The organism is Limnohabitans sp., from assembly GCF_030158565.1.
In the GTDB taxonomy this organism is placed as follows: domain Bacteria; phylum Pseudomonadota; class Gammaproteobacteria; order Burkholderiales; family Burkholderiaceae_C; genus Limnohabitans_A.
The window spans coordinates 123,087-146,815 of sequence record NZ_JAOASQ010000038.1; the positions used below are offsets into that span (position 1 = coordinate 123,087).

The following is a 23,729-nucleotide window of genomic DNA, read 5'->3' on the forward strand; positions in this document are numbered from 1 at the left end:
GGAGGCTCCTCAAAAAATCAAAAAGAGTGGGAGGCCACAAAGGCCCACCACTCCACAAGACCCGGCTCAAAGACCGGGTGGAAGATCAATTACTTGATGTCTTTCCAATAAGCGGCATTCAAGCGCCAGGCGATGAATGTGAAACATGCCAGGAACAGCAAGACCCACACGCCAATGCGCACGCGGCTGTTTTGTGCAGGCTCGGCCATCCACTGCATGTAGCTGACCAGGTCACCCACGGCAGTATCGTACTGCTGAGGTGTCATGGTGCCGGGCTTGACTTGTTTCCAGCCTTTGAAGATTTGCACGGCATGGCCATGTTCTTCACGCTCTTCGTAGACGGGCTGGCGCTCGCCTTGCAGTTCCCACAAAACGTTGGGCATGCCCACGTTCGGGAAGGCCAGGTTGTTCCAGCCGGTGGGCTTGCTTGCATCGCGGTGGTAGCTGCGCAGGTAGGTGTAGAGGTAATCTGCACCGGTGCCGCCATGACCGGAACGCGAACGTGCCATCAAGGTCAAGTCAGGTGGATTCTTGCCGAACCACTCCTTGGCTTGCAGCGGATCGATCGCTGCCTTCATGGTGTCGCCCACCTTGGTGGAAGCGAACAAGAAGTTGTCCTTGATCTGCTGCTCGGTCAAACCGATGTCTTTCAAGCGGTTGTAACGCATGAAAGCAGCTGAGTGGCAGTTCAGGCAATAGTTGACGAACAACTTGGCGCCGTTTTGCAAAGCAGCCAGGTCATTGGTCTTGGAGGGGGCCTTGTCCCAGGCGATGGTGTCGCCACCGGAAGCCTGTGCGCCTGTCACCAATCCGAGGGCCATCACAAAGCCCAACGCGAGTTTCTTGAGGTTTTTCATGTTCTTGAATCTCCGTGATCTCAGTGAGGCGTGAAGGTCACGCGGTCAGGAACGGGCTTGGGCGTACCCAGCTTGCTCCACCAAGGCATCAACAGGAAGAAGCCGAAATAAAACAAGGAACCGACTTGAGAGACACGCTCACCAATAGGCGATGGAGGCTGCACACCCAAGTAGCCCAGGATCAGGAAGTTGACCACGAACACGGCATACAGGTATTTGTGCCAGTCAGGACGGTAGCGGATCGACTTGACGGGGCTGTTGTCCAGCCATGGCAAGAAGAACAGGATGACAACAGCGCCACCCATGACGACCACACCCCAGAACTTGGCATCGATGGCCAGCATCATGGCGGAAACCACCACAGCAGCACCGATCACAGCGCCCTTGAGCAACTGAGGCAGTTTGCCTTTGGCCACAGCCAGGACAGCACCGATGACCACGCAAGCGATCAAGGCATACATCATCTCGCTGGTGATGGCACGCAGCATGGAGTAGAACGGCGTGAAGTACCACACAGGTGCAATGTGCAAAGGCGTGGTCAGTGGATCGGCCGGGATGAAGTTGTTGTACTCAAGGAAGTAACCACCGAACTCAGGCGCGAAAAACACAATCGCGGTGAACACCATCAGGAACAGGCTCACTGCAAAGATATCGTGCACTGTGTAGTAAGGATGGAAAGGGATGCCGTCCAGTGGGTGACCTTGGGCATCTTTGGGGGCGTTGGGGCCCTTGATTTCAACGCCGTCCGGGTTGTTGGAGCCGACTTCGTGCAGCGCAATGATGTGCGCCACCACCAGACCCAGCAAGACCAAAGGCACAGCGATCACGTGGAAGCTGAAGAAGCGGTTCAAGGTGGCGTCGCCCACCACGAAGTCACCACGGATCAGCAAAGCCAGATCAGGACCGATGAAAGGAATGGCCGAGAACAGGTTCACGATCACCTGGGCGCCCCAGTAGGACATCTGGCCCCATGGCAGCAGGTAGCCCATGAAGGCTTCGGCCATCAGGCACAGGAAAATCGCACAACCGAAGATCCAGACCAGCTCGCGCGGCTTGCGGTAGCTGCCGTACATCAGGCCACGGAACATGTGCAGGTACACCACCACAAAGAAAGCTGAAGCGCCTGTGGAGTGCATGTAGCGGATCAACCAGCCCCAAGGCACATCGCGCATGATGTATTCGACAGAGGCAAAAGCCACAGCCGCATCAGGCTTGTAATGCATGACCAGGAAAATCCCGGTGACGATCTGGATGACCAACACCAACAAGGACAAAGAGCCAAACATGTACCAGAAGTTGAAGTTCTTCGGTGCGTAATATTCGCTCAAATGCTCTTTGTAGAGCTTGGAAGCGGGGAAGCGGTTGTCCACCCAGTTCAGCAGTTTTTCGCCAGCAGGCGCGTTGGGGGAAATTTCTTTGAATTCAGCCATGTCGTTCTCCATCAGGCCTTCTTGTCTTCACCAATGAGCAACTTGGTGTCAGACAGGTACATGTGCGGAGGCACTTCGAGGTTGTCAGGCGCAGGCTTGTTCTTGAAAACGCGACCAGCGAGGTCGAACGTCGAACCATGGCATGCGCAGAGGAAACCACCCTGCCAGTCATCCGGCAGCGAGGGCTGGGCACCGGTTGCAAATTTTTCTCCAGGCGAGCAGCCCAAGTGGGTACAAATACCCACAGCCACCATGATTTCAGGCTTGATCGAACGGTGACCGTTCTTGGCGTATTCAGGCGTGGGGTAAGCATTGCGACTGGATGTCGGGTCGGCCAGACTGCCCTCGACCTTTTTCAAGGATTCGAGCTGCTCAGGCGAGCGCTTCATGATCCAAACTGGTTTGCCGCGCCACTCGACAGTGAGCTTCTCACCCGTTTTGAGGGCGGAAATGTCCACTTCGACGGCTGCGCCAGCGGCTTTAGCACGTTCGGAGGGTTGGAAGCTGCTGACGAAGGGGGTGGCCACAAAGCCAGCGCCTACGGCGCCTGCGCAAGTGGAGGCAATCAGCCACGTCCGCTTGCTGCTGTCGACTGGGGTGTCACTCATGGGATTCCTCTAGCGAGTCGTTATCGGGGTCAACCGAGGATTGTAGCGGAGTGAAACAGGCAACCGACTTACAAAGCTTGAGGACAGTTGATTTGCCCCCAACAAAAAATAAACTTTATGATTCACATTTTTCGAAGAGGATTCCCATGTCATTTTTTCAAGAATTCAAATCTTTCGCGGTTAAAGGCAACGTGATGGACTTGGCTGTGGGCGTGATCATTGGTGGCGCCTTCGGCAAAATTGTCGATTCCGCCGTTGGCGACTTGATCATGCCGCTCATCAGCAAGGCATTCGGAGGCTTGGACTTTTCCAGCTATTACATTGGCTTGGCAGGGCAAGCAGCAGGCCTGTCCCTGCTTGAGGCCAAAAAGATCGGCGCTGTGTTCGCCTACGGCAGCTTCATCACCGTGGCGTTGAATTTCATCATCCTGGCCTTCATCATCTTTGTGATGATCCGTCAGATGAACAAAATGGTGGCATCCCAACCAGTGGACGCTGCACCCACCGAAGCCATCACCCCTGAGGACGTTTTGTTGTTGCGCGAAATCCGCGACAGCCTCAAAAACAAGGGTTGACGCACCGCGCAGTCAGCGCCCACCACTGACCAGCTGCCAGGCCATGCGGATGGCCTGGACCATGCTGCTGGCATCGGCCACGCCGCGACCCGCCAGATCCATGGCGGTGCCGTGGTCAGGACTGGTCCTGACCAGTGGCAAGCCCAAGGTCACGTTCACACCCTGCTCCACCCCCAAATACTTGACCGGGATCAAGCCCTGGTCGTGGTACATCGCGATCACCACATCGAACTCGCGGCGGCCATCGGCTTGCCGCCGTGCCCGCATGAAGACGGTGTCTGGGGCATAGGGCCCATGCACATCCAGGCCTTCGGCGCGAGCTTGTTCCAGGGCCGGGTGCAACACTTCAATTTCTTCGCGGCCAAACAAGCCGCCCTCCCCTGCATGGGGGTTCACGCCCGCCACCGCCATGCGTGGTGCGCGTCCCAACACCCTCGACAGCGACAAATGGGTGATGCGCAAAGTCTGCAAGACGCGGTCCACTGTGATGGCGTCCAATGCTTCGCGCAAGGACACATGGATGCTGACCAGGACCGTGCGCAACTCCTCATTGGCCAGCATCATGCGCACCGGCATCTGCGCCAGCGATACGCCCGCATGCCGAGCGGCTTCGGCCTGCAGCAATTCGGTGTGCCCCGGATACTGGTCATAAGGGGCACCTGCGGCATGCAAGGCCTCCTTGTGCAAGGGCGCAGTCACCAGCCCCGCCACCTCGCCACGCAAGGCAGCACGCGTGGCCCACAAGACGGCCTCGCCAGCCAACTGACCCGCACGCGCATCCACCTGTCCCCAAGGCAGGGCAGGCGCTGTGGGCACCACTTGCAGCACCGGCAAGCAACGGGGCGGCACGGTCAAGGCTTGTGCCGGGCTGTCGATTTCGCACACCGCGAAAGCCGGTGCCGCTTGCACCAAAGCCATGGCTCGGCGCATCACGCCCACATCACCCGCCACAAAACAGTGGCGCGTTGCCGAGGGTGCATCACGCCATGCGCGGGCGATGATTTCAGGGCCGATCCCACACGGATCACCCGGGGTGATGGCCAAAGGCAGTTGTGTCATGTCGGGCCCCCATCAAGCGGGGTTATCGATTTCGATGAAGCGGTGCGCCAACCCCAGGTCCTGGGCGATGCGCGCGCCCACGGCTGACGCACCATACCGTTCGCTGGCGTGGTGCCCGCAGGCCAAAAAGGCCACGCCGGACTCTCGCGCCAAATGGGCTTGCGGCTCGGAGATTTCGCCGGTGATGAATGCATCGGCCCCCGCCGCCATGGCCGATTCAAAGTAGCCTTGCGCGCCACCGGTGCACCAAGCGATTCTGCGAATTGGACGCTCGGAGCCAGAGACACAAGTCACCTGCCGCCCCAACACCCGCGCCACGTGATCGGCCAGGCTCTGGGCTGTGTCCCACATTTGATCGCCCTGGCCGATGAATCCAAGATTTTGCTCACCAAAGCGTCCATCTGACTGCAAGCCCAACAGGCGCCCCAATTGTGCGTTGTTGCCCAACTCGGCATGGGCATCCAAAGGCAAGTGGTACGCGAAAAGATGGATGCCATGTGCCAGCAGCAAGCGCAGTCGCTCCCGCATCCAGCCCGTCACTCGGCCATCCTGCCCACGCCAGAACAAACCATGGTGGACCAAAATGGCATCGGCGTTCGCCGCTATGGCGGCCTCGATCAGGGCGCGGCTGGCGGTCACACCACTGACCAGCAAGCGCACCTCGCGGTCGCCCTCGACCTGAAGGCCATTGGGGCCGTAATCTTTGAACTTGTCCGGCTCCAGCAGCGCATCCAGCGCCAGGCCCAGGGTTTTGGCATCGGTCATGTGAGCATCTCTTGGCAATGGCTTCTATTGTGGCCCAAGGCGGTCTGGACCTGACACCTTCTGAACACGCACAGGAAAAGATCAAGGACAATCGCTTGCATGAAACGCTATTGGCTCTTTTTCTCTCAGTGGGTCACCGTCTTGTTGGCCGCCTGGTTTGTGGTGGCCAGCCTCAAACCTGAATGGCTGCGCAGCACGCAACGCTCGGCCGACGGCATGACGCTGTTGCAAGCGCCCGCTGGCTCGCCCTTGAACCGTCCCGCCGGCAGCCTGAGTGCTCCAGCCCAAAAAGCATCACCCGCAGTGGTCAGCATCAGCACCAGCAAAAACCGCACATCGCGCAACACCGATCCATGGTCGCGCTTTTTCGAGGGTGACCCGGAAGAGAACACAGGCGGTCTGGGCAGCGGCGTGATCGTCAGCCCCGAAGGCCACATCCTGACCAACAACCATGTGGTCGAAGACGCTGACGACATCGAGGTGATTTTGGCGGACGGCCGACGTGCAGCGGCCAAAGTGATCGGCACCGACCCGGACACCGATTTGGCGCTGCTGAAAATCCAGCTCGACAAATTGCCGGTCATCGTGCTGGGGCAACCCCAGGATTTGCAAGTCGGCGACGTGGTGCTGGCCATTGGCAACCCTTTTGGCGTGGGCCAGACCGTGACATCGGGCATCGTCAGCGCACTGGGACGCAGTCAACTGGGCATCAACACTTTCGAGAACTTCATCCAGACCGATGCGGCCATCAACCCCGGCAATTCAGGTGGCGCATTGGTCGATGTGCATGGCCATCTGATGGGCATCAACACCGCGATTTATTCGCGCTCTGGCGGCAACATGGGCATTGGCTTTGCCATTCCCGTGTCCACTGCAAAGCAAGTCATGCAAGACCTGCTCAAAAACGGCAAAGTCTCACGCGGCTGGATCGGCGTGGAGCCCCAGGACCTGACGCCCGAATTGGCCGAGAGCTTTCAGCTGCCCGCTGCTGGCAAGCAAGCCTTGCCGCAAGGCGTGGTCATCACTGGCGTGTTGCAAAACGGTCCTGCGGCCAAAGCTGGCATCCGCCCTGGTGACGTGATCGTTCAAGTTGGAGGCCAGAACGTGGGCAATGTGTCGGAGCTGCTGACGCAAGTGGCCAGCTTGCAACCGGGCAGCGCCACCGATGTGAAGGTCTGGCGCCGGCATGGTGAACTGGTCTTGCGCCTGACGCCCACCGAGCGCCCCACACAACGCAAACCCAACCGCTGACATCGGACCCCAACAGGCGCAAAAAAGGGAGCTTACGCTCCCTTTTTTCATGATCCGTCGCTCAAATCAAGCTTTTGCTTCTTCAGCCTCTTCGGGCGCCTGGGTGTGCTTGATGAAAATCTGCGCCGCCCAAATGCCCAGTTCATACAGCAAGCACATGGGAATGGCCAAGGCCAGTTGGGACACCACATCGGGCGGCGTGACCACGGCAGCGATCACAAAAGCCAGCACCACGAAATAGCCCCGAAAGTCCTTGAGTTTTTGCACAGTCACCACGCCCATGCGGGCCAGAACCACCACGGCCACAGGCACTTCAAAAGCCAGACCAAAGGCCAAGAACATGGTGAGCACAAAACTCAGATAAGCCTCAATGTCAGGCGCGGCGGTGATGCTCTTCGGTGCAAAGCCCTGGATGAACGCAAAGACCTGTCCAAAGACGAAGAAATAGCAAAACGCAACACCGATCAAGAACAAGAGCGTGCTGGAAACTACCAAAGGGAGAACCAACTTTTTTTCATGGGCATACAGGCCAGGCGCCACAAACGCCCACACTTGGTAAAGCACCATCGGCAAAGCGATCAGGAAAGCCGCCATCAACAAGATCTTCAAGGGCACCATGAAAGGTGAAATCACCGAAGTGGCGATCAAGGTGGCCCCTTTGGGCAAGTGCGCCACCAGGGGTTGGGCCAAAATATCGTACAACTCACCCGGGCCGGGGAAAATGGCCAACACCGCAGCCGCCACAGCTATCGCAGCGACCGCACGAACCAGTCGATCCCGAAGTTCAATGAGATGGGCAACGAAGGGCTGTTCAGAACCAGTGAGTTCGTCTTGAGGGTTGGTGTCGGACATAGGGCAATGGATTGGACGGCCTGCCCCAAAGGGGCGCACCCGTCACAAAGTGTTGAGAGACTTTGGCCTGTAGCGCGCCACGCGGGCCGCACCAGAGAGCGCCTTGGTGCGCACACCCGAGCGCGCCTTGTACCACTGAGGTACGGCGCCACGCTTGAGACGCCAATTTTTGTCCGGATGTTTGTAACTGGGTGGCGGCGACTCCAGTTCAGGCAATTCACTGGCCAAGCCGGCCGTGGTTTCTGCCCAATCTTTTTCAAATTCAGAAGCGGTGGTCTGAACCGACTGCTCGACATCACGGGCGGCGGTCTCCATCGTCTCCTTCATTTTTTTGAGCTCTTCAAGGTCCATGGACCGATTGACCTCGGCTTTCACGTCAGACACATACCGCTGGGCTTTGCCGATCAAGGCCCCCAGAGTACGCGCGACCTTGGGCAGCTTTTCGGGGCCGATGACGATCAACGCCACCACCCCGATCAGCGCCATTTTGGAGATGCCTAAGTCAAGCACAGCAGCGCATTCGTTGTTTCAAGCGATCAAGACTTGGTCTTGGCTTCAACGTCAATGGTGGCTTTTTCAGCCACTGCCGGTGCGGCCACCGACTTGTCGTCTGCAGCAGATGCACCACCATCTTTCATGCCATCCTTGAAGCCTTTGACGGCACCGCCCAAGTCTGAGCCCATGTTCTTGAGCTTTTTAGTGCCAAAGACCATGACCACGATGAGCAAGACGATCAACCAATGCCAAATGGAAAAAGAACCCATGGAAAACTCCTAATGTTTGTTGAATTCTAAGGGGATACACCCCACGAATCTGAACGACCTTGATCAAGTCAGGAATTGAATAGGGAAACCGGGGCCTCAGCCCTTGAGCCAAGGGCGAGGCCCGCCCATCACATGCATGTGCAAGTGATGAACTTCCTGACCACCTTCAGCACCGGTATTGAGCACAATTCGGTATCCGCCCTCCGGGTAAGGTTTGCAGCCTTCTTGCAAAGCCAGCTTGGGCGCCAGCGTCATCATGTGGCCCATCAGACCCTCATGGGCAGGCGTCAGGTGCGCCATCGATGGCACATGCAGCTTCGGGATGATCAGGAAGTGCACAGGCGCCCAAGGGGAAATGTCATGAAAAGCAAACACATGCTCGTCTTCATGCACTTTGCGAGAGGGGATCTGACCCGCGATGATTTTGCAAAAAATACAGTTGGAATCGCTCATCGTTCACACACTTTCAGGATCAGTCACTCACCGGGCGCTGCGCATTCAGGCGCACCATGCCCAAGACGATCCGGTACAAAAACCAGATGGAAATCAGCCCCCAAGCCACCCAGCCAGGGAACAAAAAGAAAAACCACAAAGGCACCGTGACAAGGTACAACACCGCCGCCCAAAGCACGGTGCGGATGCGGAAGCTGAAATGGCTAGCCTCCCAACCCGTGACATCGCCCTTTTTGACCAGATCGATGACCAAGGCGACCACCAACAAAGCCGGGCCCATTTGCCCACCCGGGGTCACCACACTGACCGCCACGATCAGGTGCAGGATGTAGCTGACCCAGCTGACCGTGAGGTTGCTGTCGTCGTTGGCAGGTGCGTTCATGGGGGGCTTACTCGCCTGCGGCTTCGCGTGCTTGCGCTTTGCGCAGGGCTTTTTCTTCCAGTCCGCTCAAGCCTTCACGGCGAGCCAACTCGTTGACCACATCGGCAGGCGTCAGGCCGTAATGCGCCAGCGCAATCATGCTGTGAAACCACAAATCAGCCACCTCATAAACCAGCTTGGACGCATCGCCCCCGTGGTCCACATCTTTGGCGGCCATCACGGTCTCGGTGGCTTCTTCGCCAATCTTCTTCAAAAAGGCGTCTGGGCCTTTGTGCAGCAGGCGGGCCACATAGCTTTTTTCGGGGTCGCCGCCGTTGGCCGCTTTGCGGCTTTCGATGATGGCCGCCAAACGCGCCAGCGTGTCGTTTGAGTTGAGGTCGCTCATGGGCTTATTTGTATATGGTTTCAGGGTCTTTGAGCACGGGATCGGCCGCAACCCAATCTTCGCCTTGCAGGCTTTGGAAAAAACAGCTGTGACGTCCCGTGTGACAAGCGATGCCGGGCTCATGCCCCAGCTGGGTCACTTTGAGCAAGACCACATCGCTGTCGCAATCGAGGCGAATGTCGTGCACAGTCTGCACATGGCCGGACTCCTCGCCTTTAAACCACAGCTTCTTGCGTGAGCGGCTGAAATAAACAGCGCGCTTGAGCTCGGCTGTTTTTTGCAGGGCTTCGCGGTTCATCCAGGCGAACATGAGCACATCGCCCGTCGATGCTTCTTGGGCAATGGCCGGAACCAGCCCGTGTTCATCCCATTTGATTTGATTGAGCCAATTCATGGTGTGCGATCAAAGACGGACAGAAATACCACGCTCGCGCATGCGCTGCTTGGCTTGTTGCACAGTGTATTCACCGTAATGAAAGATGCTGGCCGCCAGCACGGCGTCGGCGCCGCCAATGCTCACGCCGTCGGCCAAGTGGTCGAGGTTGCCCACGCCGCCAGACGCGATCACGGGCACGCTGACGGCGTCGCTCACGGCGCGGGTCAGTTGCAGGTCAAAGCCGCTTTTGGTGCCGTCACGGTCCATGCTGGTGAGCAAGATTTCGCCTGCGCCGTACTCGGCCATTTGCGTGGCCCAGGCCACGGCGTCCAGGCCCACGTTTTTTCGGCCGCCGTGGCTGTAGACGTCCCAACCGGGGCCCATGGGCAAGCCATGGATGCCGATGCGCTGTTCGTCGTCAGGCGTGCGTCGCTTGGCGTCGATAGCGACGACGATGCACTGCGCGCCGTATTTGGCCGATGCGTCACGGATGACTTGCGGGTTGGCAATCGCAGCCGAGTTGAAGCTGGTTTTGTCGGCACCGGCATTCAGCAAGCGGCGCACGTCTTCGACGGTACGCACACCCCCACCCACGGTGAGCGGGATGAAGACTTGGCTGGCCACGGCTTCGATGATGTGCAGGATCACGTCGCGCCCGTCGCTGGTGGCGGTGATGTCCAGGAAGGTGAGTTCGTCGGCGCCCTGCTCGTTGTAGCGGGCGGCGATTTCGACCGGGTCTCCGGCATCGCGCAGTTCGACGAAATTGACGCCCTTGACCACACGACCACCGGTCACGTCAAGGCAGGGAATGATGCGTTTGGCCAGCATGGAAAGCTATCTTTTCAAAAAATCAGAGCACGCGCAGACGCTGTGCGCCCTGCCAGAAATCACCCGGCGCAATGCCAACCGGTTCGTACACCTGTGCCGCCTCCACACACAGCATGTGCTGCCAACCGTCAGCTGGCATGTCGGCCAGGGCTGCGCATTTGGCTGCACCCGGGTTCCAGACCACGGTCTGGGCCCAATCCATGTCTTGCTCAATCGACAGGGTGTGTGGGCCGTCTTGCAGCTCATAGCCTTGCGGAGCCGCGGAGTAGACGCGGTCAAACTCGCCCAAAAAGCGCAGTTCAGGCGCTGCGGTGGCGTGACGGTCTTTGACCGCATCCCATTCGGCCTGACCACCCAGGCCAAACAATCGGGCCTGCGCCACATCGCTGACCGCGAAATAGGTGTGCAGCGCCCCGGTGAAACTCAGTGGCTTGCTGTCGGTGTTGCGCACCGCCAAGTCCACCTGCAGTGCGCCGGGCGTCAATTCGATCAGCAACAGCGCTTCAAAGGCCTGGTCCCACCACTGGCGTGTGGCGGCGCTGTCGTTCAACGTCAGCACCAGATGGGCTTGGTCATCTTCTAGGCGCGCGGGTTTGACCGTCCACGATTGGTTGCGTGCAAAACCATGCTTGGGCAAATCACCCCGCTGGTTGAACTGGGGAAAACACACCGGAATGCCACCGCGAATGGCCGCCTGGCCATCCATCACGCTTTGAGGACTCAGGTACAGACGCTCACGGCCACCGGCCACCCAGGACAACACATGGGCACCGTGGTGCGCCACGACCACCCGGTCACCATTGGGCAATTGCAACTCGGTGGCAGGCAGTCCCGCGAACAGCACCTCGCGGCTGGTGGCGCCAGTGCTCATGTTCAGCCGTTCAGCTCATCGGCGCGTTGCTGGGCCAGCGCAAAGTCCAGGTCACCGGAATACACCGCACGGCCACAGATCACGCCTTCGACGCCTTCGTCTTCTACCGCGCACAGCTGTTCGATGTCGGCCATGTTGGACAAACCGCCCGAGGCGATCACCGGAATGGTGAGCGCCTGCGCCAGCTTGACGGTGGCGTCGATGTTGATGCCGCTGAGCATGCCGTCGCGGCCGATGTCGGTGTAGATGATGGACTCGACGCCCCAGTCTTCGTACTTCTTGGCCAGGTCCACCACTTCGTGGCCGGTGAGCTTGCTCCAGCCGTCGGTGGCCACTTTGCCGTCCTTGGCGTCCAGGCCCACGATGATGTGGCCGCCAAACGCGGTGCAGGCGTCTTTCAAGAAGCCGGGGTTCTTCACGGCGGCGGTGCCGATGATGACGTAGCGCAGGCCGCTGTCGATGTATTTTTCGATCGTGTCCAGATCGCGGATGCCGCCACCCAGCTGAACCGGGATGTCGTCGCCCACGGCCTTGAGGATGGATTTGATGGCGCCGAAGTTTTGCGGCTTGCCCGCGAACGCGCCGTTCAGATCCACCAGGTGCAGGCGGCGTGCGCCTTTTTCCAGCCAGGTGCGGGCCATGGCGGCAGGGTCTTCGCCAAAAGTCGTGGCTTGGTCCATATCGCCCTGCTTGAGGCGAACGCAGTGGCCGTCTTTGAGGTCAATGGCGGGGATCAGAATCATGGCGAATTAAAAAAAGACTGAGGGGCTGAAAAACGGCAGTGAAAACTTCTCAAGGCTGCCAGTGGAGGAAATTGCGGAACAAGGCCAGGCCTTGGGCCGCGCTTTTTTCGGGGTGAAACTGGGTGGCAAAAATATTGTCACGGGCAATCGCACAGGCAAAGCGACCACCGTAATCGGTCTCCGCCGCAGCGTGCGCTGGGTTGGCGACCTTGGCATAGAAGCTGTGCACAAAATAATACCAGCTGCCATCGTCAATGCCGCTCCACAAAGGGTGGGCTGGCGAGGCTTGCCAAACCTGATTCCAGCCCATTTGCGGCACTTTGTAGCGGGTACCGTCGGGCTGAATTTGCCCTGCCAGCTCAAACTTGACGACACGGCCGGGGATCAAGCCGAGGCCCGGCGTGTTGCCCTCGTCGCTGTGGTCCAGCAGCATTTGCATGCCCACACACACGCCAAACAGCGGTTTGCTGGCGGCGGCTTCGAGCACGGCGTCCAGCAAGCCCGACTCGCGCAGCTCGCGCATGCAGTCGGGCATGGCGCCCTGCCCTGGCAAGACCACGCGGTGGGCGTTGCGCACGACTTGCGGGTCAGAAGTCACGGTGACCTCGGCATGGTCCACGCTGGAGGCCGCATGGATCACCGCCTGCGCCACACTGCGCAGGTTGCCCATGCCGTAGTCCACCACTGCAACGCGATTGACGCTCATGTCAGAGGCTGCCTTTGGTGGAAGGGATCACACCCGCCGAGCGGGGATCCAGCTCGAGCGCCGCGCGAATAGCCCGAGCAAAGGCCTTGAAGATGGTCTCGCACTGGTGGTGCGCGTTGACACCCTTGAGGTTGTCGATGTGCAGTGTGCACAGCGCGTGGTTCACAAAGCCCTGGAAGAACTCGTACACCAGCTGGGTGTCGAGCGTGCCCAAAGAACCCGAGGTGAAGTTCACGTCCATGTACAGGCCAGGGCGACCCGAAAAGTCCACCACCACGCGGCTCAAGGCTTCGTCGAGCGGTACATAGGCGTGGCCATAACGGCGGATGCCTTTTTTGTCGCCAATGGCCTGCGCAAACGCCTGACCCAGCGTGATGCCAATGTCTTCGACCGTGTGGTGACCGTCGATGTGCAGGTCGCCTTCGCAAGCGATGTCCAGATCGATCAGGCCGTGGCGCGCGATCTGGTCGAGCATGTGGTCCAGAAAACCGATGCCGCTGGCCAGTTTGGCTTGGCCCGTGCCGTCCAGGTTGATGGCGACGCGGATGTTCGTCTCGGCCGTCTTGCGGGTGACGTTTGCTGAGCGGTTCATAAGGAGACTTTCAAAGCGGCAAGGAGTTGGTCGTTTTCTGCGGCGGTGCCCACCGTCATGCGCAAGCAGTTGGCCAGCAATGGGTGCATTTTAGAAACGTTCTTGATCAGCACACCGTGTGCTTTCATACCTTCAAAGGCTTTGGCCGCATCGGGCACGCGGGCCAGGATCATGTTGGCTTCGCTGGGGAAAGGCTGCACGCCGGGCAAGGCGGCCAACTCTTTCAGAAGGCGGGCACGTTGCTCGCGCAGGTCTTTGGCTTGCGCGGCAAACACCTCGGCATGCTCCAGCGCGAACAGGGCGCACTCGTAATTGAGCACGCTGATGTTGTAAGGCGGGCGCACCTTGTCGATCTCGGCGACCAAGGCCTTGGGGCCCACCATGTAGCCCAGGCGCACCCCAGCCAGGCCAAACTTGCTGAGCGTGCGCATCAGCAAAACGTGCGCATGGCGCGTGATGCGGTCCATGTAGCTCTTGCTGGCAAAGGGCTGGTAAGCCTCGTCCATGACCACCAATCCGCCTTGCGCGCCCTGGGCGAGCACGATCTTCTCGATCGTCTCGTCGTTCCAGAGGTTGCCGGTGGGGTTGTTGGGGTAAGCCAAGTAGACGATGGACGGCTTGTGCTCGGCAATGGCTGCCAGCATGGCGGCTTCGTCGAGTTCAAAGTCGGCCGTGAGCGGCACACCGTGGAAGGCCAAGCCTTGCAGTTGGGCGCTCATGGCGTACATCACAAAGCCGGGCAGCGGGGCCAGAATGCTGGCTCCGGGCACATCGCAGGCCATGGCCAACAGCGAGATCAACTCGTCCGAGCCATTGCCCAGCATGATGTCGAAGCCTTCGGGCATGCCAGCATAGCTGGCCAATGCTTGGCGCAAGTCGTCAACACGGCCATTGGGATAACGGTTCAGGGCCAAAGCGCCCAAGCGCTCGCCCAAGGCCTTTTGCAGCTCAGGCGGCAGACTGTGCGGATTCTCCATCGCGTCGAGCTTGACCATGCCCACCGAATCCTGGATGGCGTAGGCGTGCATGGACTGCACGTCTTGGCGGATGCGTTGCATGAGTTGGGGACTGACGTTGCTCATTTCGGGTCTCGCATCGGGGGCACAGGGTTCAAACGGAGTTCGGCGGCACGGGCGTGGGCTTGCAGGCCTTCGCCATAAGCCAGCTCGGCGGCAATGCGGCCCAGTGGCTGTGCACCCGCTTCGCTCACCTCAATCAGGCTGCTGCGCTTTTGAAAGTCGTACACGCCCAGCGGCGAAGAGAAGCGTGCCGTGCCGCTGGTCGGCAGAACGTGGTTAGGGCCAGCGCAATAGTCGCCCAGCGATTCGCTGGTGAACGCGCCCAAAAAGATGGCCCCCGCGTGGCGCAGCAGCGGCTCCCAGCGGTGCGGTTCATTGCTCGACACCTCCAGGTGCTCGGGCGCGATGCGGTTGCTGATGGCGCAGGCTTCTTCCATGTTGCGCGTGAGGATCAGCGCACCCCGGTCGTTCAGGCTCTTGGCAATGATCTCGCGACGGGGCATTTCGGGCAGCAGTCGGTCAATGGCGGCTTGCACCTCGGCGATGTAAGCCGCATCGGGGCACAGCAAAATGCTTTGCGCCAACTCGTCGTGCTCGGCCTGGCTGAACAGATCCATCGCCACCCATTCGGCGGGCGTGGTGCCGTCGGCCAGCACCAAAATTTCTGAGGGGCCCGCAATCATGTCGATGCCCACGGTGCCGAACACGCGCTTTTTGGCGCTGGCCACATAGGCGTTGCCCGGGCCGGTGATCTTGTCCACCTTGGGGATGGTGGCCGTGCCGTAGGCCAGCGCCGCCACGGCCTGCGCACCGCCCACGGTGAAGGCGCGGCTCACACCGGCCACACAGGCGGCGGCCAGCACCAGGGGGTTGCGCACACCTTGAGGCGTGGGCACCACCATGATGATCTCCTGCACCCCGGCCACATGGGCGGGGATGGCGTTCATCAACACCGACGAGGGGTAAGCCGCTTTGCCACCGGGGACGTAAATGCCCACGCGGTCCAGCGGCGTGACTTTTTGCCCCAGCAGCGTACCGTCTTCGTCATGGTAAGACCAGCTTTCACCAGACGCCTTTTTTTGCGCTTCGTGGTACTTGCGCACACGGGCGGCAGCGGCTTGCAGGGCTTCGCGCTGTACGGCAGGCAGGCTGTCCAGCGCGGCTTGCAGCTCGGCCTGGGTGATCTCCAGCGCCTTCACATCGGCCGCTTGCAGGCCGTCAAAACGCTGGGTGTACTCGAGCACGGCCGCATCGCCGCGCTGTTGCACATCGGCCAGGATGTCGGCCACGCGCTGCTCGATGGCGGCGTCGGTGTCGGCAGACCAATGCAGGCGGGCCGCGAAGGCCGCTTCAAAACCGGCGTCCGCCGTGTTCAGTTGCAATGGTTTGGCTTGCAGACCCATGTTCAGTCTTTCTTCACGGCGCCCGCAAAGGCGTCGATGATGGCGCGGATCGGCGCCTGTTTGAGCTTGAGCGCGGCCTGGTTCACGACCAGACGCGAGCTGATGTCCATGATGCGCTCGACCTCGACCAAATGGTTGGCCTTGAGCGTGTTGCCGGTGGACACCAGATCGACAATCGCATCGGCCAGCCCCGTCAGCGGGGCCAGTTCCATGCTGCCGTAGAGCTTGATCAGGTCGACGTGCACACCCTTGGTCGCGAAAAAGTCGCGCGCAATGGCGGTGTATTTGGTCGCCACCTTCAGGCGCGAGCCTGTGCGCACGGCACTGGCGTAGTCGTAATCGGCACGCACCGCCACACTCATGCGGCATTTGGCGATGTTCAGATCCAGCGGCTGGTACAGACCCTGGCCACCATGTTCAATCAAGGTGTCCAAACCGGTCACGCCCAGATCGGCGCCGCCGTATTCCACATAGGTGGGCACGTCGCTGGCACGCACCAAGACCACGCGCACATTGGGCTGGTTGGTGGGCAGGATCAACTTGCGGGATTTTTCGGGGTCTTCGAGCACCTCGATGCCTGCGGCCAGCAGCAGCGGCAGGGTTTCGTCAAAGATGCGTCCTTTGGACAGGGCCAGCGTGATCATTTCACTCTTTCGATGTCGGCGCCCACGGCGCGGAGTTTGGCTTCCATGCGGTCATAGCCGCGGTCCAGGTGGTAAATGCGGTCCACGATGGTTTCGCCTTCGGCCACCAGACCGGCGATCACCAGACTGGCTGAGGCGCGCAGATCGGTCGCCATCACGGTGGCGCCCGAGAGCTTTTCCACACCTTCAATCACCGAGACCTTGCCGTCGATCTGGATGTGCGCGCCCAGGCGCACCAGTTCGTTGACGTGCATGAAACGGTTTTCAAAAATCGTTTCGGTCACCTTGCTGGCACCTTGCGAGATGCAATTGAGCGCCATGAACTGGGCCTGCATGTCGGTCGGAAAACCTGGGTATTCGGTGGTGCGAAAGCTCTGGGCTTTCAGGCGACCTTCGGACTTCACGCGGATGAAATCAGCCCCCGCTTCAATCGTGGCGCCAGCATCACGCAGCTTGTCGATGACCGCATCCAGATGGTCGGCGCGGCCATGGCGCAACACCACATCACCGCCGGTGGCGGCCACAGCGCACAAGAAAGTGCCTGCCTCAATGCGGTCGGCCACCACCTGGTGCTCGGCACCATGCAAACGCTCTACACCCTGGATGCGGATCTTGCTGGTGCCGTGGCCTTCGATCTTCGCGCCCATCTTGATGAGCATCTCGGCCAAGTCGGTGATCTCGGGCTCTTGTGCAGCGTTTTCGAGCACAGTCTCGCCTTCGGCCAAAGCGGCGGCCATCATGAAGTTTTCAGTGCCGGTCACCGTCACCATGTCGGTGGTGATGTGCGCGCCCTTCAATCGGGTGCGGCCTGCGGGCAGGCTGGCCAGCATGTAACCGTGCTCGACCGTGATCTCGGCGCCCATGGCCTGCAGGCCTTTGAGGTGCTGGTCCACTGGGCGTGAACCGATGGCGCAGCCGCCGGGCAAGGACACCTTGGCCTTGCCAAAACGGGCAAGCAAGGGCCCCAGGGCCAGCACCGAAGCACGCATGGTTTTCACCAGTTCATAGGGCGCCTCGGGGTTGTTCAAGCCGCCTGCGTCCAGGGTCACGCGACCGTCTTCATGGTGCTCGGCCGTGACCCCCATGTTCCGAATCAGCTTGAGCATGGTGGCCACGTCCTGCAAGCGCGGCACATTCACCAAAGTGACCGGCTCAGCGCTCAGCAAGGCGGCGCACAACTCGGGCAATGCGGCATTTTTGGCGCCAGCGACGTCCAGCACGCCATGGAGGCGCTTGCCACCGCGAATTTTCAGTTTGTCCATGTTTTCAAATCACTCAGCGAGGCAAAGCCGCCCATTCGGCAGGGGTGTAGGTTTTCATCGACAAGGCATGCACCTCGTCGGTCTGGATTTTTTGTCCCAAGGTGGCATACACCTTTTGATGGCGTGCAATCAGACGCAAACCGGTGAACGATTCGGACACGACCACCGCACTCCAATGGCGACCATCCCCATCGACCTCCAGGTGTGTGCACGCCAGACCGGCCGCGATGATGGAACGAAGTTGCTCTGCATTCATGGTGTTCAGCTCCGGATCTTGTAGCCGGTGCGCAAAAGGTGAAGGGTCACGCCACTGACCAGGGCCAGGGCCGTGGCCACCACACCCAAGCTGGTCCAGGGCGACACATCGCTCTGTCCAAAAAAGCCGTAACGAAAACCGTCGATCATGTAGAAAAACGGGTTGAGGTGGCTCAGCTGCTGCCAGAAAGCGGGCAGCGAATGGATGGAATAAAACACGCCCGACAAAAAGGTCATGGGCATGATGATGAAGTTCTGGAAAGCGGCCATCTGATCGAACTTCTCGGCCCAAAGACCGGCGATGACACCCAAAGCCCCCATCATGGCCGCGCCCATGATGGCAAAGGCCAAAATCCACAAGGGGTAGACGAACTGGATGTTGACCATCCACCCGGTGATGACGAACACACCCAGGCCCACAGCCAAGCCACGCACCACCGAAGAGCCCACATAGGCCACAAACCAGCTGCGGTGCGACAGGGGGGTGAGCAACAAAAACACGAGGTTGCCCATGATCTTGCTTTGCACCAGGCTTGATGAGCTGTTGGCAAAAGCGTTTTGCAACACACCCATCATGATGAGACCCGGCAGCAAGAACGAGGTGTAGGCCACCTGGTCGTAGACCTTGACATGGTCTTCGAGCACATGGCCGAAGATCAGCATGTAGAGCACCGAGGTGAGTACGGGCGCTGCGATGGTCTGAAAAGCGACTTTCCAAAAGCGCAGGACTTCTTTGTACAGCAGGGTTTGCCAGCCGGTCATTTCATGGCTCCAGACTGGTTGCGGTTCATCACTTCGAGGAACACGTCTTCCAGATCGGCCTGGCGAATCTCGACGTCTTCGGCCACCAGACCCGCTGATCGCACCGTGTTCAGGCACGTCTCAATGTCCAGCGCGTTGTTGACAGGCACCTGCACGATGCGGCCTGTGACACGCGCCAGAGCAGCCACCGAAGTGGGCAACTCACCATCGAGCTTGAAGCGCAGCACCTGGCTGGTGGCGGACTTGAGCAAGACCGATGTTTTCTCCAGCGCCACCATCTCGCCGCGCTTGAGCATGGCAATGCGGCCGCACAAGGCCTCGGCCTCTTCGAGGTAGTGGGTGGTCAACAAGACGGTGTGGCCTTGTTTGTTGAGTTTGGCAATGAACTGCCAAAGTGTTTGACGCAGTTCAACGTCCACGCCCGCCGTGGGCTCGTCCAGAACAATCACACGCGGCTTGTGCACCAAGGCCTGCGCCACCAGCACACGCCTCTTCATGCCGCCCGAGAGCTGGCGCATGTTGGCATGGGCTTTGTCGGTCAAGCCCAGGCTGTCGAGCAGCTCGTCAATCCAAGCGTCGTTCTTCTTGACGCCGAAATAACCCGACTGGATTTTCAGGGATTCACGGACGGTGAAAAAAGGGTCAAACACCAGCTCTTGCGGGACCACACCCAACAAGCGGCGTGCTGCTGCGTAATCGCTCTGAACATTGTGGCCATGCACCAGAACCTGCCCTTGGCTGGCACGGGTCAAGCCCGCCAGGATGCTGATCAAGGTGGTCTTGCCAGCGCCATTGGGGCCCAGCAAACCAAAGAACTCGCCCTCCTCCACTTCGAAGCTGACCTGATCGAGCGCACGGAATGCGGCGGCGCCTGCCTGTTTGGCAGGGTAGATTTTCGAGACGGTTTGAAATGAGAGCGCAGACATGGGAGGGGCTTATTTTAAGTGCTGACCCACGTGAAGGCGGCTCAATGGCCTGGAACAAGGCAAAAAGAGAGGGGATTTGCCCCCGAAACAAGCTCAGGCGGGCTGCAAAAGGTCGAGCACGCCGTACAAAGCGGCCAATTCGCTCAAACGGGCCGACATGCCCTCCACCAGGACCGAACGCCCCTGCGCCTTGGCCACACGACGCAAACCCAACAAAACAGCCAAGGCCGAAGAGTCAAAGTCGCTGAGCGCGGAGGCATCGACCAACACGGGCTCCGGCTGAGGCGCTTGCGATTGAAGCTGACGGATCCACTGCGACAAGCACGCATCGGCCTGCTCATGCATCAAACTGGGTGGCAACTTCAAAGCATTCATGGTCTCGACTCCAGCGTGGATCAAGAATTGCGGGCGTTGGATTTGTTGCGCGCCGCCAAACTGGCGATCAACGCATCAATGCCGCCTGCATTGATTTCCTTGGTGAATTGGGTGCGGTAGTTCTCGATCAACCAAACGCCGAGCACATTCAGGTCAAAAATCATCCAACCAGCACCTTCGCCTGGTGTTTTTTCCAGACGGTAATCGAGCTGGATCGGATCGCCTTTGCCGCGCACTTCGGTGTTAACCACCAAGTTCTTGTCTTCCTGTCCACCACGCAAGGGCTTGACCACCACCACCTGGTCGCTGACCTGACTGAGTGCGCCGGCATAGGTGCGGACCAACAAAATCTTGAATTCGTCTTGCAAGCGTTTTTGCTGCTCGGGCGTGGCTTTGCGCCAAGCAGGGCCAGTCGCCAAAGCCGTCATGCGGCGGAAGTTCACATGCGGCATGAGCTTGTCATCGACCAGTTGCGTCAATTTGTTCACATCGCCATTGCGCAGGGCTTTGTCGGCTTTGATGATGTCCAGCGTTTCATTGGTAATGCGCTTGATGAAAACTTCAGCGGCCTCATCGGCGGCCCAAGCGGCACCGGTCGATGACACCACGGCAGCTGCGAAGGCCGCACCCAAAATCTGGCGGCGGCTCAATGAAAAGAGGGCAATTGGATTCTTCATGCGGAAACTATAAAGGCGATTGAACAAGCGCTTGTGAGCAACTGTAACGAGGCCAAATGCACTCACTGGGCATCGACATCGCTGTAATCAAAACTGGACGGCGGGTTTCCATCATGGACATCGTTTTCCCGCTTTTGCAGATAGGCATCGCGAACAAACGAATAAGGATCGAGTGAGGCTTCTTTGACCGTGTCCACGGTTTTGAGCAAACTGGCGCGCACATCCACGATGCGCACGGCGGTCAGGCTGTTGCGCGTGGCTTGATCGCTGAACTGACGCGTTGCATCGCCTTGGTAATCCACAGGCAAGGTCAGTCCGTCACGCAAGGTCGAAGGCCCCAAGATGGGCAGCACCACATAAGGCCCCGGCTTCACACCCCAATGGCCCAAAGTTTGTCCAAAATCTTCCTTGTGCCGCTCCAGACGCATTTCTGTCGCAATGTCGAGCAAGCCACCCAAGCCAAACACGGTGTTCACCGTCACACGCATGAAGCTCTCTGCCGCATGCTGGCCTTTCAACTGCATGGCACTGTTGGCCATGGACCAGACATCGCCCAAATTCCTCACGACATTGTGCAAACCGGTTCGGACAAAACTGGGAACCACATTCACGTAAATTTGTGCGGCAGGCTTGATGGCCACTGTGTCAACGGCATCGTTGAAGTTGTAAACGCTGCGGTTCATCGACTCCCACGGATCGCGTGCATCTGCGCTCTTGACACTGGCACAACCTTGCAAGGACAACAACGCGACAGCAGCCAACCCTGCAAGCCAGCGCTTCATCTCTGAACTCATGGCTTGCTGCCTTCCGCCTTGGGTTTTTCGGCTTGGCTGTAAAGAAACTGGCTGATCAGGTTTTCCAGGATCACCGCGGACTGTGTAGAGCCGATCTTGTCGCCTGCGGCCAGGTTCTTTTCATCGGCGCCGGGCGCAATGTCGAGGTACTGCTCACCCAACAGGCCGCTGGTGAGGATCTTGAGCGAGCTGTCTTGAGGAAATTGGTTTTCCGATTGCAAAGCCAAAATGACTTTGGCCTGGAAAGACTCACCATCGAAAGCAATGGTCTTGACGCGACCCACCACCACGCCAGCGCTCTTGACGGCAGCACCCGGCTTGAGGCCACCGATGTTGTCGAATTTGGCGCTGACTTCGTAGTCCGAACGGAAATTCAAGGTCAGCAAATTGGCCGATTTGAGCGCCAGAAACAGCACGGCCACCGCGCCCAACAAGACAAACAAACCCACCCAGATATCATTTTTTGAACGCTGCATCTCGTCCTCCTCAAATGCTGAACATCATCGCTGTGAGGATGAAGTCCAGGCCCAAAACCGACAAAGAAGAAACCACCACACTGCGGGTGGTGGCACTGGCCACGCCCTCGGGGGTGGGCTTGGCCACGTAACCTTGCAACAAGGCAATGAAGGTCACGGCCACACCGAACACAATGCTCTTGACGATGCCGTTGCCCACATCCTTGAACACATCCACGCCACCTTGCATCTGGCTCCAGAACGAGCCCGCATCGACACCGATGAGCAGCACCCCCACCACATAGCCACCGAAAATACCGACGGCGCTGAACACAGCCGTGAGCAAAGGCAAAGCAATCACGCCGCCCATGAAGCGGGGCGCCAAAATGCGTTGCACTGGGTCAACGGCCATCATCTCCAGTGCGGTGAGCTGCTCACCCGCGCGCATCAAACCGATCTCGGCCGTGAGCGACGCACCGGCGCGACCTGCATACAAGAGGGCCGCCACAACGGGGCCCAACTCGCGCACCAGACTGAGCGCCACCAGCAAACCCAAGGCCTCGGCCGAGCCATAGCGCTGCAAGGTGTAGTAACCCTGCAAACCGAGCACGAAACCCACAAACAGCCCCGACACCGTGATGATGGCCAGAGAATAATTGCCCAGGAAATGCACCTGGTCGCGCACCAAGCCAAAACGCTTGAGCGCCGCGCCCGACATCTTGAGCAGTTTGAAAAACAAACGGGCGCCAAAGCCCCAATCGGCCAAGGCCTCGCGGGTGGCCGCGCCCAATGCACCCAGCATCTGGATCACATTCATGCAGACCTCCGGTCGTAATCTTCGGCAGCGGTCGGTGCGGGGTAGTGGAAAGGCACTGGCCCATCGCTGAGCGCATGCACAAACTGGTGGATCAGAGGGTCGGTGCTGGCGCGCAACTCGGCAGGCGTGCCTTGTGCGGCCAGACCGCCATTGGCCAGGATCACCACATGGTCGGCGATCTCGAAGGTTTCGGTCACATCGTGCGAGACGATCACGCTGGTGATGCCCAAGCTGTCGTTCAGGCGGCGAATCAAACGCGCCGCTGTGCCCAAGGAAATGGGATCCAGGCCCGCAAAGGGCTCGTCGTACATGATCAGGTCGGGATCGAGCGCAATGGCGCGTGCCAAGGCCACACGGCGGCTCATGCCACCGGAAATTTCGGACGGCTTCAAGTCCCGTGCACCACGCAAACCCACCGCATCGAGCTTCATGAGCACGATGTCGCGGATCAGGTCTTCCGACAAGGCCGTGTGCTCACGCAAAGGGAAAGCCACGTTGTCGAACACGCTCATGTCGGTGAACAAGGCACCAAACTGAAACAACATGCCCATGCGACGTCGTGCGGCGTACAGCTCGGTTTGCTGCATGCGGCCCACATCCTGGCCATCCAACAGCATTTGTCCCTGCTGCGCCCGGATTTGCCCACCGATGAGCCGAAGCACGGTGGTCTTGCCACCACCCGAGACGCCCATCAGGGCCGTGACTTGACCACGCGGGATTTTGAAACTCAGATTTTTCAAAATCAAACGCTCACCGTAGCCAAAGCTCAGGTCACGCAGTTCAACGAGGGTGGATGGATTGGGCGTATTCATGAAAAAGCAAGAGCCGGGAAAACCGGCTCTT

32 protein-coding genes are annotated in these 23,729 nt (G+C 59.3%); 2 read left to right on the top strand and 30 right to left on the bottom strand.

What is annotated here, in order from left to right; genetic code table 11:
* Positions 1–89: 89 nt before the first annotated feature.
* Genes Q1W40_RS08410 through petA form a run of 3 tightly spaced genes read right to left on the bottom strand, consistent with a single transcriptional unit; the run spans position 90 to position 2,895 of the window.
* On the bottom strand, positions 90–857 hold the full coding sequence (locus Q1W40_RS08410; protein ID WP_300710936.1) for a cytochrome c1: 768 nt from the start codon (positions 855–857) through the stop codon (positions 90–92).
* Between the two features lie 20 nt (positions 858–877).
* Positions 878–2,287: a cytochrome bc complex cytochrome b subunit gene (locus tag Q1W40_RS08415; protein ID WP_300710938.1), complete on the bottom strand. Its 1,410-nt coding sequence runs from the start codon at positions 2,285–2,287 to the stop codon at positions 878–880.
* Positions 2,288–2,298: 11 nt separating this feature from the next.
* Entirely contained in the window at positions 2,299–2,895 is a 597-nt protein-coding gene (gene petA, locus Q1W40_RS08420) for a ubiquinol-cytochrome c reductase iron-sulfur subunit (protein ID WP_300710940.1), read from the bottom strand.
* A gap of 146 nt (positions 2,896–3,041) precedes the next feature.
* Here petA and mscL point away from each other — a divergent pair, with 146 nt between their 5' ends.
* Entirely contained in the window at positions 3,042–3,470 is a 429-nt protein-coding gene (gene mscL, locus Q1W40_RS08425) for a large conductance mechanosensitive channel protein MscL (protein ID WP_300710977.1), read from the top strand.
* A 12-nt stretch (positions 3,471–3,482) separates the two neighbouring features.
* On the opposite strand, the gene pdxA is transcribed toward mscL, so the two are convergent.
* Together pdxA and Q1W40_RS08435 are read right to left on the bottom strand one after the other, a co-directional pair.
* Entirely contained in the window at positions 3,483–4,529 is a 1,047-nt protein-coding gene (gene pdxA, locus Q1W40_RS08430) for a 4-hydroxythreonine-4-phosphate dehydrogenase PdxA (RefSeq protein WP_300710941.1), read from the bottom strand.
* Positions 4,530–4,541: 12 nt separating this feature from the next.
* Positions 4,542–5,294, bottom strand: coding sequence for a Nif3-like dinuclear metal center hexameric protein (locus Q1W40_RS08435; protein ID WP_300710942.1), 753 nt, complete (start codon positions 5,292–5,294; stop codon positions 4,542–4,544).
* Positions 5,295–5,393: 99 nt separating this feature from the next.
* Between Q1W40_RS08435 and Q1W40_RS08440 the strand changes: the two genes are divergently transcribed.
* The gene (locus tag Q1W40_RS08440) at positions 5,394–6,545 is read left to right on the top strand and encodes a trypsin-like peptidase domain-containing protein (protein ID WP_300710943.1); all 1,152 of its coding nucleotides are present in this window, start codon (positions 5,394–5,396) and stop codon (positions 6,543–6,545) included.
* 66 nt (positions 6,546–6,611) lie between these two features.
* Here Q1W40_RS08440 and tatC read toward each other — a convergent pair whose 3' ends face one another.
* From tatC to Q1W40_RS08565, 25 genes are all read right to left on the bottom strand, one after another.
* Positions 6,612–7,397, bottom strand: coding sequence for a twin-arginine translocase subunit TatC (gene tatC, locus Q1W40_RS08445; RefSeq protein WP_300710944.1), 786 nt, complete (start codon positions 7,395–7,397; stop codon positions 6,612–6,614).
* Between the two features lie 42 nt (positions 7,398–7,439).
* Positions 7,440–7,907 carry a Sec-independent protein translocase protein TatB gene (gene tatB / locus Q1W40_RS08450; RefSeq protein WP_108326366.1) on the bottom strand — a complete coding sequence of 156 codons (468 nt, stop codon included), beginning with the start codon at positions 7,905–7,907 and terminating at the stop codon, positions 7,440–7,442.
* 26 nt (positions 7,908–7,933) lie between these two features.
* A complete protein-coding gene (gene tatA, locus Q1W40_RS08455) occupies positions 7,934–8,161 on the bottom strand; it encodes a Sec-independent protein translocase subunit TatA (RefSeq protein ID WP_108326368.1) in 228 nt (75 codons plus the stop codon).
* 96 nt (positions 8,162–8,257) lie between these two features.
* Entirely contained in the window at positions 8,258–8,614 is a 357-nt protein-coding gene (locus tag Q1W40_RS08460) for a histidine triad nucleotide-binding protein (protein WP_300710945.1), read from the bottom strand.
* Positions 8,615–8,633: 19 nt separating this feature from the next.
* Positions 8,634–8,996 carry a hypothetical protein gene (locus Q1W40_RS08465; RefSeq protein ID WP_300710946.1) on the bottom strand — a complete coding sequence of 121 codons (363 nt, stop codon included), beginning with the start codon at positions 8,994–8,996 and terminating at the stop codon, positions 8,634–8,636.
* A gap of 7 nt (positions 8,997–9,003) precedes the next feature.
* Complete coding sequence (locus Q1W40_RS08470; RefSeq protein ID WP_300710947.1) at positions 9,004–9,381, bottom strand: phosphoribosyl-ATP diphosphatase; 378 nt, start codon at positions 9,379–9,381, stop codon at positions 9,004–9,006.
* Positions 9,382–9,385: 4 nt separating this feature from the next.
* A complete protein-coding gene (hisI, locus tag Q1W40_RS08475) occupies positions 9,386–9,775 on the bottom strand; it encodes a phosphoribosyl-AMP cyclohydrolase (protein WP_300710948.1) in 390 nt (129 codons plus the stop codon).
* 9 nt (positions 9,776–9,784) lie between these two features.
* A complete protein-coding gene (gene hisF, locus Q1W40_RS08480) occupies positions 9,785–10,585 on the bottom strand; it encodes an imidazole glycerol phosphate synthase subunit HisF (protein WP_300710949.1) in 801 nt (266 codons plus the stop codon).
* A 22-nt stretch (positions 10,586–10,607) separates the two neighbouring features.
* The gene (locus Q1W40_RS08485; RefSeq protein ID WP_300710950.1) at positions 10,608–11,456 is read right to left on the bottom strand and encodes a D-hexose-6-phosphate mutarotase; all 849 of its coding nucleotides are present in this window, start codon (positions 11,454–11,456) and stop codon (positions 10,608–10,610) included.
* Between the two features lie 2 nt (positions 11,457–11,458).
* Positions 11,459–12,199 carry a 1-(5-phosphoribosyl)-5-[(5-phosphoribosylamino)methylideneamino]imidazole-4-carboxamide isomerase gene (gene hisA / locus Q1W40_RS08490; RefSeq protein WP_300710951.1) on the bottom strand — a complete coding sequence of 247 codons (741 nt, stop codon included), beginning with the start codon at positions 12,197–12,199 and terminating at the stop codon, positions 11,459–11,461.
* A gap of 49 nt (positions 12,200–12,248) precedes the next feature.
* On the bottom strand, positions 12,249–12,905 hold the full coding sequence (hisH, locus tag Q1W40_RS08495) for an imidazole glycerol phosphate synthase subunit HisH (protein ID WP_300710952.1): 657 nt from the start codon (positions 12,903–12,905) through the stop codon (positions 12,249–12,251).
* A gap of 1 nt (position 12,906) precedes the next feature.
* The gene (gene hisB / locus Q1W40_RS08500; RefSeq protein ID WP_300710953.1) at positions 12,907–13,497 is read right to left on the bottom strand and encodes an imidazoleglycerol-phosphate dehydratase HisB; all 591 of its coding nucleotides are present in this window, start codon (positions 13,495–13,497) and stop codon (positions 12,907–12,909) included.
* On the bottom strand, positions 13,494–14,579 hold the full coding sequence (gene hisC, locus Q1W40_RS08505) for a histidinol-phosphate transaminase (protein WP_300710954.1): 1,086 nt from the start codon (positions 14,577–14,579) through the stop codon (positions 13,494–13,496). The genes hisB and hisC overlap by 4 nt, the downstream gene beginning before the upstream one ends.
* Positions 14,576–15,919 carry a histidinol dehydrogenase gene (gene hisD, locus Q1W40_RS08510; protein ID WP_300710955.1) on the bottom strand — a complete coding sequence of 448 codons (1,344 nt, stop codon included), beginning with the start codon at positions 15,917–15,919 and terminating at the stop codon, positions 14,576–14,578. Before hisD ends, hisC begins: the two co-directional genes overlap by 4 nt.
* A 2-nt stretch (positions 15,920–15,921) precedes the next feature.
* Positions 15,922–16,563, bottom strand: a complete 642-nt coding sequence (gene hisG, locus Q1W40_RS08515) for an ATP phosphoribosyltransferase (RefSeq protein ID WP_300710956.1) — start codon at positions 16,561–16,563, stop codon at positions 15,922–15,924.
* Positions 16,560–17,825 (bottom strand): UDP-N-acetylglucosamine 1-carboxyvinyltransferase, encoded by a 1,266-nt coding sequence (gene murA / locus Q1W40_RS08520; protein ID WP_300710957.1) that lies wholly within the window; start codon positions 17,823–17,825, stop codon positions 16,560–16,562. The genes hisG and murA overlap by 4 nt, the downstream gene beginning before the upstream one ends.
* 13 nt (positions 17,826–17,838) lie before the next feature.
* Positions 17,839–18,081 carry a BolA family protein gene (locus Q1W40_RS08525; RefSeq protein WP_300710958.1) on the bottom strand — a complete coding sequence of 81 codons (243 nt, stop codon included), beginning with the start codon at positions 18,079–18,081 and terminating at the stop codon, positions 17,839–17,841.
* A 5-nt stretch (positions 18,082–18,086) separates the two neighbouring features.
* Complete coding sequence (locus Q1W40_RS08530) at positions 18,087–18,842, bottom strand: ABC transporter permease (RefSeq protein ID WP_108326388.1); 756 nt, start codon at positions 18,840–18,842, stop codon at positions 18,087–18,089.
* Complete coding sequence (locus Q1W40_RS08535) at positions 18,839–19,768, bottom strand: ABC transporter ATP-binding protein (RefSeq protein WP_300710959.1); 930 nt, start codon at positions 19,766–19,768, stop codon at positions 18,839–18,841. Before Q1W40_RS08535 ends, Q1W40_RS08530 begins: the two co-directional genes overlap by 4 nt.
* 93 nt (positions 19,769–19,861) lie before the next feature.
* A complete protein-coding gene (locus Q1W40_RS08540) occupies positions 19,862–20,143 on the bottom strand; it encodes an STAS domain-containing protein (protein WP_300710960.1) in 282 nt (93 codons plus the stop codon).
* A 20-nt stretch (positions 20,144–20,163) separates the two neighbouring features.
* Positions 20,164–20,820 (bottom strand): phospholipid-binding protein MlaC, encoded by a 657-nt coding sequence (locus Q1W40_RS08545; protein ID WP_300710961.1) that lies wholly within the window; start codon positions 20,818–20,820, stop codon positions 20,164–20,166.
* A gap of 62 nt (positions 20,821–20,882) precedes the next feature.
* Positions 20,883–21,602: a VacJ family lipoprotein gene (locus tag Q1W40_RS08550; RefSeq protein WP_300710962.1), complete on the bottom strand. Its 720-nt coding sequence runs from the start codon at positions 21,600–21,602 to the stop codon at positions 20,883–20,885.
* An 8-nt stretch (positions 21,603–21,610) separates the two neighbouring features.
* Positions 21,611–22,090: an outer membrane lipid asymmetry maintenance protein MlaD gene (mlaD, locus tag Q1W40_RS08555; RefSeq protein ID WP_300710963.1), complete on the bottom strand. Its 480-nt coding sequence runs from the start codon at positions 22,088–22,090 to the stop codon at positions 21,611–21,613.
* Between the two features lie 10 nt (positions 22,091–22,100).
* Positions 22,101–22,886, bottom strand: a complete 786-nt coding sequence (gene mlaE, locus Q1W40_RS08560) for a lipid asymmetry maintenance ABC transporter permease subunit MlaE (RefSeq protein ID WP_300710964.1) — start codon at positions 22,884–22,886, stop codon at positions 22,101–22,103.
* Positions 22,883–23,698, bottom strand: coding sequence for an ABC transporter ATP-binding protein (locus Q1W40_RS08565; RefSeq protein ID WP_300710965.1), 816 nt, complete (start codon positions 23,696–23,698; stop codon positions 22,883–22,885). Before Q1W40_RS08565 ends, mlaE begins: the two co-directional genes overlap by 4 nt.
* Positions 23,699–23,729: the final 31 nt, after the last annotated feature.